Annotated in this window: 15 protein-coding genes and 1 tRNA gene; 14 read left to right on the top strand and 2 right to left on the bottom strand. The window is 68.4% G+C overall.

The window, feature by feature from the left end:
- The first annotated feature begins 1 nt into the window (after nt 1).
- From A5727_RS22205 to A5727_RS22190, 4 genes are all read left to right on the top strand, one after another.
- Entirely contained in the window at nt 2-1,117 is a 1,116-nt protein-coding gene (locus A5727_RS22205) for an ABC transporter ATP-binding protein (RefSeq protein WP_068255191.1), read from the top strand.
- A 3-nt stretch (nt 1,118-1,120) separates the two neighbouring features.
- Nucleotides 1,121-1,789, top strand: a complete 669-nt coding sequence (locus A5727_RS22200; RefSeq protein ID WP_068255188.1) for an ABC transporter permease — start codon at nt 1,121-1,123, stop codon at nt 1,787-1,789.
- Nucleotides 1,786-2,547, top strand: a complete 762-nt coding sequence (locus A5727_RS22195) for an ABC transporter permease (protein WP_068255185.1) — start codon at nt 1,786-1,788, stop codon at nt 2,545-2,547. Before A5727_RS22200 ends, A5727_RS22195 begins: the two co-directional genes overlap by 4 nt.
- Nucleotides 2,548-2,633: 86 nt before the next feature.
- On the top strand, nt 2,634-3,227 hold the full coding sequence (locus A5727_RS22190; RefSeq protein ID WP_068255179.1) for a putative glycolipid-binding domain-containing protein: 594 nt from the start codon (nt 2,634-2,636) through the stop codon (nt 3,225-3,227).
- Here A5727_RS22190 and A5727_RS22185 read toward each other — a convergent pair.
- On the bottom strand, nt 3,193-4,134 hold the full coding sequence (locus A5727_RS22185) for a prephenate dehydrogenase (RefSeq protein WP_068255175.1): 942 nt from the start codon (nt 4,132-4,134) through the stop codon (nt 3,193-3,195). The genes A5727_RS22190 and A5727_RS22185 overlap by 35 nt on opposite strands.
- A 93-nt stretch (nt 4,135-4,227) precedes the next feature.
- Between A5727_RS22185 and A5727_RS22180 the strand changes: the two genes are divergently transcribed.
- From A5727_RS22180 to A5727_RS22165, 4 genes are all read left to right on the top strand, one after another.
- A complete protein-coding gene (locus tag A5727_RS22180) occupies nt 4,228-4,755 on the top strand; it encodes a tRNA adenosine deaminase-associated protein (protein WP_068255169.1) in 528 nt (175 codons plus the stop codon).
- A 5-nt stretch (nt 4,756-4,760) separates the two neighbouring features.
- The gene (locus A5727_RS22175; protein ID WP_068255259.1) at nt 4,761-5,213 is read left to right on the top strand and encodes a nucleoside deaminase; all 453 of its coding nucleotides are present in this window, start codon (nt 4,761-4,763) and stop codon (nt 5,211-5,213) included.
- A gap of 152 nt (nt 5,214-5,365) precedes the next feature.
- Nucleotides 5,366-5,456, top strand: a tRNA-Ser gene (locus tag A5727_RS22170).
- A gap of 146 nt (nt 5,457-5,602) precedes the next feature.
- Nucleotides 5,603-7,195, top strand: a complete 1,593-nt coding sequence (locus tag A5727_RS22165) for an MFS transporter (protein ID WP_068255166.1) — start codon at nt 5,603-5,605, stop codon at nt 7,193-7,195.
- A gap of 25 nt (nt 7,196-7,220) precedes the next feature.
- Here the strand turns inward: A5727_RS22165 and A5727_RS22160 are convergent, their stop codons facing one another.
- Nucleotides 7,221-7,574, bottom strand: a complete 354-nt coding sequence (locus A5727_RS22160; protein WP_068255161.1) for a Fe-S protein — start codon at nt 7,572-7,574, stop codon at nt 7,221-7,223.
- 103 nt (nt 7,575-7,677) lie between these two features.
- On the opposite strand from A5727_RS22160, the gene A5727_RS22155 reads away from it, so the two are divergent.
- Genes A5727_RS22155 through A5727_RS22130 form a run of 6 tightly spaced genes read left to right on the top strand, consistent with a single transcriptional unit; the run spans nt 7,678 to nt 12,918 of the window.
- Entirely contained in the window at nt 7,678-8,286 is a 609-nt protein-coding gene (locus A5727_RS22155; protein ID WP_068255156.1) for a TetR/AcrR family transcriptional regulator, read from the top strand.
- Entirely contained in the window at nt 8,283-9,353 is a 1,071-nt protein-coding gene (locus A5727_RS22150) for a DUF1214 domain-containing protein (protein WP_068255152.1), read from the top strand. The genes A5727_RS22155 and A5727_RS22150 overlap by 4 nt, the downstream gene beginning before the upstream one ends.
- Nucleotides 9,350-10,585, top strand: coding sequence for a sulfotransferase family protein (locus A5727_RS22145; protein WP_068255149.1), 1,236 nt, complete (start codon nt 9,350-9,352; stop codon nt 10,583-10,585). Before A5727_RS22150 ends, A5727_RS22145 begins: the two co-directional genes overlap by 4 nt.
- Before the next feature lie 19 nt (nt 10,586-10,604).
- Nucleotides 10,605-11,018 (top strand): VOC family protein, encoded by a 414-nt coding sequence (locus A5727_RS22140; RefSeq protein WP_068255146.1) that lies wholly within the window; start codon nt 10,605-10,607, stop codon nt 11,016-11,018.
- Nucleotides 11,019-11,060: 42 nt separating this feature from the next.
- Nucleotides 11,061-12,437 (top strand): WS/DGAT/MGAT family O-acyltransferase, encoded by a 1,377-nt coding sequence (locus A5727_RS22135; protein WP_068255143.1) that lies wholly within the window; start codon nt 11,061-11,063, stop codon nt 12,435-12,437.
- Between the two features lie 10 nt (nt 12,438-12,447).
- On the top strand, nt 12,448-12,918 hold the full coding sequence (locus A5727_RS22130) for an NUDIX hydrolase (RefSeq protein WP_068255140.1): 471 nt from the start codon (nt 12,448-12,450) through the stop codon (nt 12,916-12,918).
- Nucleotides 12,919-13,035 lie beyond the last annotated feature (117 nt).

Genomic DNA, 13,035 nt, shown 5'->3' with positions numbered 1-13,035 from the left:
TGTGATCACATTCGATGACGTCACCAAGCAGTACCCCGATGGCACCGTCGCGGTGGACCATCTGACCCTGGACGTGCCGGAGGGCACCCTGGCGGCGTTCGTGGGACCGTCCGGGTGCGGCAAGACCACCTCGATGCGCATGATCAACCGGATGATCGAGCCCACCTCCGGGACCCTGACCGTCGACGGCAGGGACGTCACAGGAGTCGATCCCGTGAAGCTGCGGTTGGGTATCGGCTACGTCATCCAGAGCGCGGGCCTGATGCCGCATCAGAGGGTGATCGACAACGTCGCCACGGTGCCGGTGCTGCGTGGCGAGTCGCGGCGCAGGGCGCGTCAGGCCGCCTACGGCGTGCTCGAACGGGTCGGCCTGGATCCGAAGCTGGCCAACCGGTATCCCGCACAGTTGTCCGGCGGACAGCAACAGCGCGTCGGCGTGGCCCGGGCACTGGCCGCCGACCCCCCGATCCTGCTGATGGATGAGCCGTTCAGCGCCGTCGATCCTGTGGTCCGCGACGAGTTGCAGGCCGAGATCATCAGGCTGCAGGCCGAACTGCGCAAGACAGTCGTGTTCGTCACCCACGACATCGACGAAGCGCTCAAGCTCGGCGACAGAGTCGCGGTCTTCGGTCCCGGTGGGGTGCTGCAGCAGTACGACCCGCCCGAGCGGCTGCTGTCGAATCCGGCCAATGAGTTCGTGGCCGGTTTCGTCGGTGCCGACCGCGGCTATCGCGGGCTGCAGTTCTTCGGCGCCACCGGCCTTGCGGTGCATGAGCTCCGGCACGTCGATGAGGACGGCATCGATGCGCTGGAGTTGACGGCGGGCCAGTGGGCGTTGGTGACCCGCCCCGACGGCACCCCCTACGCGTGGATCGACGGTCAGGGGGTCGAGCTGCACCGCAGTGGGAAATCGTTGTACGACAGCACGATCGCGGGGGGCTCCCTGTTCCCGCCGAACGGCACCCTGCGTCAGGCGCTCGACGCCGCGCTGTCCTCCCCGTCGGGGTTCGGGGTGGCCGTTGATGAGGCGGGCCGGGTCTGCGGCGGGGTCCGGGCCGACGAGGTGCTCGCCGCCCTCGACCAACAGCGCGCCCACCGGGATCCCTGGCAGAGGTGAACGATGCGGTATCTGCTGACCCACCTCGACGCCGCCTGGGCCCTGACCCTGGTGCATCTGCGGTTGTCGCTGGTCCCTCTGGTGCTCGGCCTGCTGATCGCCGTCCCGCTGGGGGCCGCGGTGCAGCGCACCACAGTGCCGCGGCGCCTGACGACGGTGGCGGCCAGCATCATCTTCACCATCCCGTCGCTCGCGCTGTTCGTGGTGCTGCCACTGATCATCCCGACCCGCATCCTCGACGAGGCCAACGTCATCGTCGCCCTCACGCTCTACACCACCGCGCTGCTGGTGCGGGCCGTTCCGGAGGCGCTCGACGCCGTGCCGGCCCAGGTGCGTGACGCCGCCACCGCGGTGGGTTACCGACCACTCACTCAGTTGGTGAAAGTCGAACTGCCGCTGGCTATTCCGGTTCTCGTGGCGAGCCTGCGCGTGGTCGCGGTCACCAACATCTCGATGGTGTCGGTGGGCTCGGTGATCGGCATCGGCGGCCTGGGCACGTGGTTCACCGAGGGCTATCAGGCCGACAAGAGCGATCAGATCATCGCGGGCATCATCGCGATCTTCGTGCTCGCCGTCGTCATCGACACCCTGATCCTGCTGCTGGGCCGGTCGATCACGCCGTGGGTGCGGGCCACCCGTGCTCCCCGTCTCAAACTCCGGGCGGCGCAATGAACTTCCTGCAGCAGGCGCTGTCGTTCATCTTCACCGCAGCCAATTGGGCCGGTCCCGCGGGACTGGCCGCGCGCATCCTGGAGCATCTGCAGTACACGGCCATCGCGGTGCTGTTCTCGGCCCTGATCGCGATCCCGGTCGGCATGCTGATCGGGCACACCGGGCGCGGCACGTTCCTGGTGGTGACGGGCGTCAACGCGCTGCGGGCCCTGCCCACGCTGGGTGTGCTGCTGCTCGGAGTGCTGCTCTGGGGGCTGGGCCTGGTGCCGCCGACCGTGGCGCTGATGCTGCTGGGCATCCCGCCCCTGCTGGCCGGCACCTACGCCGGCATCGCCAATGTCGATGCCTCGGTGGTGGATGCGGCGCGCGCGATGGGCATGACGGAGTCCCGCGTGCTGCTGCGGGTGGAGACCCCGAATGCCCTGCCGCTGATCCTGGGTGGTCTGCGCACCGCGACACTGCAGATCGTGGCGACCGCGACGGTGGCGGCCTACGCCAGTCTGGGCGGCCTGGGGCGGTACCTGATCGACGGCATCAAGGTGCGCCAGTTCCACATCGCACTGGTTGGGGCGCTGATGGTCACCGCGCTGGCGTTGCTTCTCGACGCCGCGTGCGCGTTCGCGGTGTGGCTGTCGGTGCCGGGGGCCGGGCGGTTGTCGCGGTTCGGCGGACGGATGCCACAGCCACTGCTCGACGACGAGGTCATGCTGGGCGCGTCCCAGCGCGGGTCCGCACCCGTGGCGCGCAGGCGCGAGTAGGCGCGCAGCCATGAATGCGGACGCTGTGAGGGGATCAGTTGTCCTCCCCTCTACGAACGAGTCACCGCGTCCCTTACGGTAGATGGGTGAGTACAGCCAATGCTCCGGCCCAGAACGCCTGGCCTGCCATCCTGACCTGGCGGGCGCACGACCTCCCGCGGATGGAATCGGTGCGGGTGCAGTTGTCCGGCAACCGCGTCAAGGCGTACGGGCGAATCGTGTCGGCCGCGACCGAGTCGACTCCGGCGTTCAGCGCCTCCTATGACCTCGTCACCGACGAGTCGGGGGCCACCAAGCGACTGTCGATGACGGTGACTCAGGCCGAGCGCGAGCGGCAGCTGTCGATCGCCCGTGACGAGGAGAACATGTGGCTGGTCCAGGACCACACCGGTCAGACCTCGCGGGCCGGCTATGACGGTGCACTCGACGTCGACGTCGTGTTCAGCCCCTTCTTCAACGCACTGCCGATCCGCCGCACCGGGCTGCATCATCGGATGGATTCGGTGTCGCTGCCGATCGTGTATGTGTGGCTGCCGGATCTGGTGGTCAAGCCCGTGACCATCGGCTACACCGGGGCCGCCGACGGCATCAAGGTGCAGTCGCCCGTGGCGAGCGCCACGATGACCGTCGACTCCGACGGATTCATCATCGATTACCCGGGCCTGGCAGAGCGGATCTGATCACCCCGCCCGCACGACCCGCGGCGGCCAGTTCCTCGCGCCAGTCGGGTTCGCCCAGGACGATCGTCAGGATGTCGGGCCGCGAGAAGCTGTCGTAGCGGATGCGCGCGGCGTGCCCGGCCTCGACCAGTTCGCTGACCGACTGTGACGTCGCCAGCGAGTGCCGGGCCGAGGTCAACTGGTCGATGGCCTGATCGAGCAGCGGCACCAGGTCCGCGCTGTTGGCCTCGCACATCGCCCGCACCAGATCGGGTGCCGTCGCCGCGACCCGCGTCCCGTCGCGGAACGATCCCGCGGCCAGCGCGAACGCCAACGGCACCTCGGCGGCCGTCACCGCGAGGGCCTCGGCCAGCAGATGCGGCAGATGCGAGATGGCGGCAGCGGCCGCATCGTGTTCGTCGGAGTGCGCCGGCACCACGAACGACCCGCAGTCCAACGCCAGATTCATCACCTGCGTCCAGACCTGGACGTCGACGTGGTCATCGACCGACAGCACCCACGGGGCGGCCTGGAACAGGTCTGCCCGTCCGGCTGACCACCCCGAATACGCGGTCCCTGTCATCGGATGTCCGCCCACGTAGTTGGCCAGCAGGCCGGACTGTCGCACGGCGTCGAGCACCGCGCCCTTGACGCTGATGACGTCGGTGAGTGGGTTCAGCGGAGCGGTGTCGGCGATGTGGGTCAGCATCGTCGGGACGGCCGGCATCGGTACGGCGACGACGATCAGGGCCTCGGTCTCGGCGGCCTGCTGCAGCGTCGCGGTCAGGTCGGTGGAGGCCTCGAAACCGTCGAACTGGGCCGCCTTCGCGCCGTCCACCGAACGGTTGTAGCCGAACACCGGATGGCCCGCAGCCGACGCCGCGCGCATCAACGAGCCGCCGATCAGGCCGAGGCCCAGCACGCACACGGGGGTTCTGCTCACCGTTCAAGGTTGGCACACAACCGAGCGGCGGGCGATTGCCTGGTCAACCCGGACACCGGGGGACTAGCGTAGGCGCCCATGGGAACCCAGCGGGCTTCGAAGCAGGAAGCTTCAGCGGACCAAGACCTCCCCGACGGGTTCGGGGTCGCCGTCGTGCGCGAGGACGGAAAGTGGCGGTGCACCGCGATGCGCCCGGCGGCTCTGACGAGCCTGTCCACCGCGGAGACCGAGCTGCGGGAACTGCGCAGCTCGGGCGCGGTGTTCGGGCTGCTCGACATCGACGACGAGTTCTTCGTGATCGTTCGGCCCGCCCCCGCGGGGACGCGCCTGCTGCTGTCCGACGCGACCGCGGCGCTGGACTACGACTTCGCGGCCGAGGTGCTCGACAAGCTCGACGCCGACATCGACGACGACGAACTCGAGGACAGCGATCCTTTCGAGGAGGGCGACCTGTCGGTGCTGTCGGACATCGGCCTGCACGAGGATGTGCTCGGGGTGATCGTGGCTGACACCGAGTTGTACGCCGATGAGCAGATCAGCCGCATCGCGCGCGAGATGGGCTTCGCCGACGAACTCTCGGCGGTGCTGGACAAACTCGATCGGTGAGCGGTCTGCTCCCCGACGAGGCCCTGATCCGGGCCGCCCTGGAGGTGGCCCGCACCGCGGGTCCGCGCGACGTCCCGATCGGCGCGGTGGTCATCGACGCGTCCGGTGTCGAACTGGCCCGCGCCGCCAACGCCCGCGAAGAGCTCGGGGACCCCACCGCGCACGCCGAGATCCTGGCACTTCGCGCCGCCGCGGCAGCGCACGGCGACGGCTGGCGCCTGGAGGGTGCGACCCTGGCCGTGACGGTCGAACCGTGCACGATGTGCGCGGGCGCGCTGGTGATGGCGCGGGTGGCGCGCGTGGTGTTCGGGGCGTGGGAGCCCAAGACCGGCGCGGTGGGATCGCTGTGGGATGTGGTGCGCGATCGTCGGCTCACTCATCGGCCGCAGGTGCGCGGCGGCGTGTTGGAGCAGGAGTGCGCCGCGCCGCTTGAGCAGTTCTTCGCGGCCCAGCGCTGACGGGGCGGCCCGTCTCCGCGAATTCGACACCAGGGTCGTTGTGGGCACGACTTCACAGCCCTCACGTCGAACTCGAATGGGGCATGACTGCCGGAGTGTGACGCAGCCAGCGCGATTAGGGCCAGACGCGGGTCGCCGGTAAGCTGCCACACGGTGGCGTGTCCGAGCGGCCTAAGGAGCACGCCTCGAAAGCGTGTGACGGGTAACCCCCGTCCGAGGGTTCAAATCCCTCCGCCACCGCCAGAGCCCCTCACCTGTGAATGCAGGTGAGGGGCTTTTTCAATAGGAGTTCACAGACGCCACGTGCCTCGCTGGCCACGCGCGTGAACCAACGCGACGCCGGGTAAGCCGTCGCGGACCTACAGTGGCCACGAGCGCAGGGGAGGCAGATGACATCGGCGAGTTCGACCTCCACATGGGCACCGTTGCAGTCGCCGATCTTCCGGGCGCTGTGGATCGCGCAGTTCGTGTCGAACCTCGGCACGTGGATGCAGACCGTCGGCGCGCAGTGGATGCTCGTCGACGACCCGCGGGCCGCCGTGCTCGTGCCGCTGGTGCAGACCGCGACCACGCTGCCGGTCATGCTGCTCGCGCTGCCGTCGGGGGTGCTGGCTGATCTGATCGACCGCCGCCGCCTGCTGATCGCCACCCAGGGCGCGATGGCGGCCGGTGTCGGACTGCTCGCGGCGCTGACTGGGGCCGGGCTGACCACTCCGACCGTTCTGTTGACGCTGCTGTTCGTGATCGGTTGCGGGCAGGCGCTGACCGCGCCCGCATGGCAGGCCATCCAGCCCGATCTGGTTCCGTCGCATCAGATTCCGGCCGCCGCCGCATTGGGCAGCATGAGCATGAACGGCGCCAGGGCAATCGGGCCCGCGATCGCCGGCGCGCTGGTGTCGCTGGCTGGGCCGACGATCGTGTTCGCACTCAACGCGGTGTCGTTCGTCGGCATCGTGCTGGTGCTCATCATGTGGAAGCGCCCGCCCATCCAGAACGACTACCCGCCCGAGCGGGCGATGGCCGCGCTCAGCGCGGGCGGACGCTACATCCGGAAATCGCCGATCGTCCGGCGCATTCTGCTGCGCACCGTGCTGTTCATCGGGCCCGGAAGCGCGGTGTGGGGGCTGTTGCCGGTGATCGCACGCGACCAGCTCAACCTGGGTTCAGCCGGCTACGGCGCACTGTTGGGCGCCCTCGGTGTCGGCGCCGTGTTGGGCGCGTTCGCGTTGTCGCGGCTGCGGACCCGCTACGGGCAGAACATGCTGCTGATCGCGGGGGCCGCCGGGTTCGCGCTGGCCACCGCGGTGCTGGCGCTGGTGCACAACGTCGTGGCGGTCGCCGCGGGCCTGGTGATCGGCGGCACCGCATGGCTGATGACCCTGGCGACGCTGAACGCATCCATGCAGTTGAGCCTGCCGGGCTGGGTGCGTGCCCGCGGGCTGTCGGTCTACCAGCTGATCTTCATGGGCGGCCAGGCCGTCGGCTCGCTGTTGTGGGGCGTGCTGGCAGGAGCCACCAACAGCGTCACCAGCCTGCTGGTCAGCGCTGCGTTGCTGGTGTTCTGCGGGGTGTCGCTGGCGTGGTGGCCGCTGCACGCCCGCACCGGCGACCTCGACCTCACCCCGTCGACGCACTGGCCGGAACCGACGCTGGTGTTCGAGCCCGAACCGTTGGACGGGCCGGTGCTGGTGATCACCTCCTACCGCGTGGCCCCCGAGAACGAGGAACCGTTCCTGGCCGCGATGGGCGCGCTGGGCCGGTCCCGGCAACGCACCGGCGCGGCGATGTGGCGGCTGTTCCGCAGCGTCGAACAGGAGTCGACGTTCGTGGAGACGTTCGTGGTGCGCTCCTGGGGTGAGCACATGCACCAGCACTACACCCGGCTCACCGGCCAGGACCAGCTCATCGAGCAGAACGTCGAGCGCTACACCGAGGTCCCCGCGGTCTCCGAGCACTACCTCGCGGTGCGTGACCCCGGCTGATCTCCCGCGCCGAAGGTATGCGCGCCTACCAGATGACCGCGATCCCCGCGGCGGCCAGCGACAGTGCGCCGACGGCGTAGAACAGTCCACGCGGCACGGCCTCGCCGGTGCGCTTCTGCCGGGCGCTGCCCATGCCCAGCAGGCCGCCGAGGATCACCAGGATCACCAGCTTGGTGCCGATCTTCGGGTAGTTCAGCTCGATGCCGGCCGGCCACGGCGCGGCCAGCGCCAGGCCGGTGACCAGCGACACCACCAGGCCGTAATCCATCACGCGGCTCACCCGGAATCGCCGCGCGGCGGCTTCGGTCACCCAGGCCCCGAAGGTGACGGCGAAGCCGACGAGGTGAACCAGTACAACTACGTCGCGTAGTAGCTCCATGTCGACGAGATTACGACATGGTCGACGATCTGAACCGCAGGTTGTGCCGGCTGACTCACCAAACCGCCCACCTAATTACGTTACGTACTGTAAATCTATTGCCATGTCGGAAGCCCGGGGCCGGCCCCGCGACCCCCAGACCGATCGCGACATCCTCGCGGCCACCAGGCGGCTGCTCACCGATGTCGGGTATGAGCAGGTCAGCATCGAAGCCATCGCCCGAGCCGCCGGGGTGAGCCGTCCAACCGTGTACCGCCGCTGGCCGTCCAAGGCGCACGTGATGTTCGACGCGGTCTTCGAGGACCCGCCAGACGATGAGATGCCCAGCACATCAGGTGATTTCGAAGCAGACCTGCTCACCTTCGTGCGCGGCGCCCTGATCTTCTGGCGGCAGCCGGCCGTGGAGGCCGCGGCGCTGGGCATCCTGGCCGAGCGGCACCGCGACCCGCAACTGCACATCCGCACACAGCAGCTGCTCGACGAACGCACTCGTGCAGCGTTCAGCGAGGTGGTGCGCGCCGGGGTCGAACAGGGTGAGGTCGATCCCGGAGTCGACGCCGACATGCTCTACCAGGTGGTCATCGGCACGGCCTTCTACACCGCCCAGATGGGCGGCGACACCACCGACATCGACGGGTTTGCGAAACGACTGTGCGCCTTGGTGACTCACGGCGCACGACCGAACACCACAGGAAGGGCGCAGAAGCGATGACACAGGAACTCTCGGCGGCGTTCGGCGAACTGCTCGACGAACTGCGGGCCATCGAGACCAAGGTGCTCGACGCTCAACTGGAGGGGCAGGACCTGCTCGACGGCTATCGGCTGACCTTCAGCCTGCTGCGCGTCGCGGTCGACGCCTACGTCTGGGGCGACCGCGACAGGCCCATCCTCGTCGACGTGATCGGTCCCTACCTGAAGTGGGGAGGGGACAATTCGGATGCGTATTACCAACTGGCACCGCTGGATCCGAACCGCACCTACCGGGTCACCGGTAATCGGGGCGACGCGGTCTACCTGTCGATGACGGTGTACGGCGGGCCTGGCGGCGGCCAGTACAGCAATCGGATCGTCGGCACCATCAACGATCGCACCCTGACATTCGACGCCGACGGCAACTTCGAGTTCTTCCTCAGCCCGCACCCCCAGCAGGGCCTGACTCTGCAGCTGGACCCCGACGCGGAGTTCGCGCTGACTCGCGACTACCTCACCGACCCACAGGCCGGTCGCCGTCCGACGTGGCACATCGAATCGCTCGACCCGCCCGCGCGTCGCCCGGACAGCGCCGAGGACCTCACGAAAAGGCTCAAGGCCGCCAAGGTCTGGCTGCACGAGCAGGTGTCCTTCCTGCCCACCAGGATCGACCCACCCAACGAGATCCTCGAACCCTTCCCGGTGCCGCAGCACGCCTACGGGTGGTCGGCGGCCGACGCGGCGTATGCCATGGGCGCCTACGAGCTGCAAACCGGGCAGGCGCTCGTGGTGACCGGAACCTCACCCGAGTGCGTGTTCTGGAATCTGTGCCTGTGGAATCCGTTCCTGCACACCTACGACTACACCTACGAGCGCGTCACCATCAACGGCGCCCAGGTCACGTATGAACCCGACGGGTCATGGCAGATCGTGATCAGCGACGAGGACCCCGGACACCCGAACTGGGTGTCGACCGCCGGCCGGGCCAAAGGCCTGATCTGGCTGCGCTGGTTCCTGCCCGAGGAGACGCCGCAGCGTCCGACGTGCCGCGTCGTCGACGTCGCCGACCTCGGGAGGACCCAGGCATGAGCACCAGACCCGCACCCGTCAGGTTCGCCGACCTCGCCGACCCGACCTACCCCGAGGCCGCCGCACCCATCCGGGACGGACTGGCGGCCTACGCCGCCACACTCGAACTGCGGCCGGAGACGCTGCTGGCCGCCGCCGTCGACCGCACGGGGCTGCACGATTGGGGTGCACCGGATTTCGGGGAGCGCCTCGAGGTGCTGTGCACGTCGTTGCGTGACGAGGCCGGACTCTCCGATACCGGCAAGGCCATCGTCTTCGAGCAGTTGGTCGGCAACCTGGTCAACCGCCTTCGCCTGCAGGCACTGGTGACGGCCCACCCCGAGATCGACGACGTCGTGATCGACCGCCCGATCATCATCTGCGGACTGCCCCGGACCGGCACCACGCATCTGCACAACCTGCTGGCGGCTGACCCCGCGCTGCGGCACATGCCGTACTGGGAGAGCCTCGAACCCTTCCCCGGGCCCGGCGAGGACGGACCCGGGCCCCGTCAGGAGCGGTGCGCCGCCGGCCTGGACCTGATCCACACGACGATGCCCGAGTTTCGGCGCATGCATGACATGACGGTCGAGCATGCGCACGAGGAGATCCAGCTCCTGGCCAACGACATCTCCGGGATGCTGTTCGAAACCACCTACTACGTACCCACTTTCGCTGCGCACTACAAGACGCACGATCAGGCGTCGTCGTACGCATACCTCAAACGAAGCCTTCAGGCCATGCAGTGGCTGCGGGGCGGCACCCGCTGGGTGCTGAAGTCGCCGCAGCACCTCGAACAGTTCCCGACCCTGCGGGCGACGTTCCCCGACGCCACTTTCGTTGTCACCCACCGCGATCCGGTGGAGGTCACGCAGTCGATGCTGACGATGATCTGCTACGCGGCCCGGATGTCGACCCGGCCGGACCTGTCCGTGCTGGTGCCGTACTGGCTGGGCCGCATCGCCGACCTGCTCGACGGCTGTGTCCGGGACCGTGACGTGCTGCCCGCCGAGCAGTCCATCGACGTGCGCTTCGAGGACTTCATGGCCGACGAGCAGGGCACCCTGCGGGCCATCTACGAACGGGCCGGACAACCATTCGGCGCCGAGGTGCAGACGGCGATGGCACGGTTCCTGGCCGAGCACCCCAGAGGGCAGTATGGCGGCGTGGTCTACGACCCAGCCGACCTCGGCCTCGACTCGGCGGCCATCTCGGACCGCTTCCAGCGCTACCGGGAGAGGTTCGTCGACTGACATCCGACATGATGATCGGATGACGGTGAAACTGGATCTGCTGACGCCGGGCGTCGAGGTGGCCGTGGTCACCACCCGGCTCGACGAGATGGTGGAGTTCTACGAGAACTTCCTCGGCCTGGAGTGCGCGGGCGAACTCGATTTCCCGGGCGGGAGGCAGCGCCGCTACGCCGTCGGCAACTGCGTGATCAAGCTGGTGACCCACGATCCGGCGCCACTGGCCCCGCCGGTGCCCGGTGGCGGACCCGCACAGGCCGGCATCCGCTTCTTCACCCTCGGGGTGAAGAACCTGCGCGAGATCGGCGAACGGTTTGCCGACAGCCCGTATGAGGTAGTCGAACCGGTGACCGAGTTCGCGCCTGTGCCGGGTATCGGATTCATGTTCGTCGCCGACCCGGACGGGAACTGGATCGAGTTCTACGGAACGTTGTGATTCCCGGCGCGACACCCGCCGGCCACGAGTAGGAATGGGCACATGGAGCTGATATCGCCGACCGACCTCATCTTCCTGGTCGGTGAGAGTCGTGAACACGCGATGCACGTGGGTGGGTTGTCGCTGTACGAGATGCCCGACGGTGCCGGGCCGGACTTCGTGCGGGATCTGTACCAGGAGATCGCGGCGATCAAGGACTTCCAACCCACGTTCCGCAAGCATCCCGCGACCGTGCTGGGCGGGATCATCAATATCGCGTGGACCTACGACGACGAGGTGGATCTGGACTACCACCTGCGTCGTTCCGCCCTGCCGTCCCCCGGACGCATCCGCGACCTGCTGGAACTGACCTCACGCCTGCACGGCACCCTGATGGACCGGCACCGGCCGCTGTGGGAGGCGCACATCATCGAGGGGCTTCCCGACCGGAAGTTCGCGGTGTACACCAAGGCCCACCACGCGCTGCTCGACGGAATCTCGGCGCTCAAGCTCACGGAGCGGACGCTGTCGACCGACCCCGACGACACCACGATCCGTGCACCGTGGGCCCTGCCGCCCCAGAAACGCCGGCGCGCATCGGGCGGCGACGGTTCGGCGATGGGCAGGCTGCTGCGCACGGTCGGCGACACCGCGGGGTCGGTCGTCGGACTCGCGCCCTCGACGGTGAAGCTCGCCCGGGCCGCGCTGCTCGAGCAGCAGTTGACCCTGCCCTTCGGCGCGCCCAAGACGATGTTGAACGGCAAGATCGGCGGCGCCCGCCGGGTCGCGGCGCAGACGTGGCCGCTGGAACGGGTCAGGCGGGTCAAACGGGCTGCGAAGGTCACCGTGAACGACGTCGTGCTGGCGATGTGCGCCGGCGCGCTGCGGGCGTATCTGATTGAGCAGAACGGGCTTCCGGACGCACCGTTGATCGCCATGGTGCCGGTGAGCCTGCGCTCGGAGAGCGACGCCAACGCCGGCGGCAATCAGGTCGGTGCCATTCTGTGCAACCTGGCCACCGACGTCGAGGATCCCGCGCTGCGCCTGGCGACCATCAGCGACTCGATGGCCGGCAACAAGAAGGTCTTCTCCGAACTGCCCAAGTTGCAGGCGCTGGCGCTGTCGGCGGCGCTGCTGTCCCCGCTGGGGCTGGTTGTGCTGCCGGGAGTGGTGGGCAACGCGCCACCGCCGTTCAACGTCGTGATCTCCAATGTGCCCGGTGCGCAGAAGCAGTTGTACTGGAAGGGCGCCCGGCTGACCGGCAACTACCCGCTGTCGATCGCGATGGACGGGCAGGCCGTCAACATCACGCTGGTGACCAATGGCGATCAGCTGGACTTCGGGATCGTCGGCTGCCGAAGCAGCGTCCCGCACCTGCAGCGGCTGCTGGGCCATCTCGAGGACTCCCTCAAGGACCTCGAGCGCGCCGTCGGGGCGTGACGACAGCACCGTGGCCGCGAGACTCAGTGCTGGGTTGTTGCTGTATCGCATCGGCGACGACGGTGTGGAGGTGTTGATCGCCCACCCGGGTGGCCCGTTCTGGGCGCGAAAAGACCAGGGCGCCTGGTCGATTCCGAAGGGTGAGTACGCCGAGGGCGAAGATCCGCTGGCGGCCGCGCGGCGTGAGTTCACCGAAGAACTCAGTCTCGGTGTGCCGGACGGCGAACCGGTGGCCCTCGGTGAGGTCAAGCAGTCTGGTGGGAAGGTCGTCACGGCCTACGCGGTGGAGGCCGATCTCGACATCACCGATGCTCGCAGCAACACCTTCGAGATCGAGTGGCCCCGGGGATCGGGGCGGCTGCGGGAGTTCCCGGAGATCGATCGGGTCGCCTGGCTGCCCGTCGACGCCGCGCGCGACAAGCTGCTGAAAAGTCAGGTGCTGTTCCTGGACAGGCTGCTCGAGCACCTGAACGTCCCCTGACGTGAAACGGCGGCGCCCCCGGGGGGGGGGCCGCCGTCATGGGGTGCTCAGGGGCAGGTGACCGTGAGCTCGAACGGTTTGGTCAGCGGCTGCATGGGATTGGCCATGTCCACACCC

Origin of the sequence: Mycobacterium sp. ACS4331, assembly GCF_001667265.1 — a bacterium.
Taxonomy (GTDB): Bacteria; Actinomycetota; Actinomycetes; order Mycobacteriales; family Mycobacteriaceae; genus Mycobacterium.
The sequence above is the reverse complement of the archived record's forward strand: the minus strand, read 5'-3'. Positions and strand labels throughout refer to the sequence as shown.

Excerpts from the sequence above, each read along its gene's own strand:
- A5727_RS22195 (WP_068255185.1), top strand. The coding sequence starts at position 1,786 with ATGAACTTCCTGCAGCAGGCGCTGTCGTTCATCTTCACCGCAGCCAAT.
- A5727_RS22165 (WP_068255166.1), top strand. The coding sequence starts at position 5,603 with ATGACATCGGCGAGTTCGACCTCCACATGGGCACCGTTGCAGTCGCCG.
- A5727_RS22180 (WP_068255169.1), top strand. The coding sequence starts at position 4,228 with ATGGGAACCCAGCGGGCTTCGAAGCAGGAAGCTTCAGCGGACCAAGAC.
- A5727_RS22145 (WP_068255149.1), top strand. The coding sequence starts at position 9,350 with ATGAGCACCAGACCCGCACCCGTCAGGTTCGCCGACCTCGCCGACCCG.
- A5727_RS22140 (WP_068255146.1), top strand. The coding sequence starts at position 10,605 with ATGACGGTGAAACTGGATCTGCTGACGCCGGGCGTCGAGGTGGCCGTG.
- A5727_RS22135 (WP_068255143.1), top strand. The coding sequence starts at position 11,061 with ATGGAGCTGATATCGCCGACCGACCTCATCTTCCTGGTCGGTGAGAGT.
- A5727_RS22150 (WP_068255152.1), top strand. The coding sequence starts at position 8,283 with ATGACACAGGAACTCTCGGCGGCGTTCGGCGAACTGCTCGACGAACTG.
- A5727_RS22155 (WP_068255156.1), top strand. The coding sequence starts at position 7,678 with ATGTCGGAAGCCCGGGGCCGGCCCCGCGACCCCCAGACCGATCGCGAC.
- A5727_RS22160 (WP_068255161.1), bottom strand. The coding sequence starts at position 7,574 with ATGGAGCTACTACGCGACGTAGTTGTACTGGTTCACCTCGTCGGCTTC.
- A5727_RS22200 (WP_068255188.1), top strand. The coding sequence starts at position 1,121 with ATGCGGTATCTGCTGACCCACCTCGACGCCGCCTGGGCCCTGACCCTG.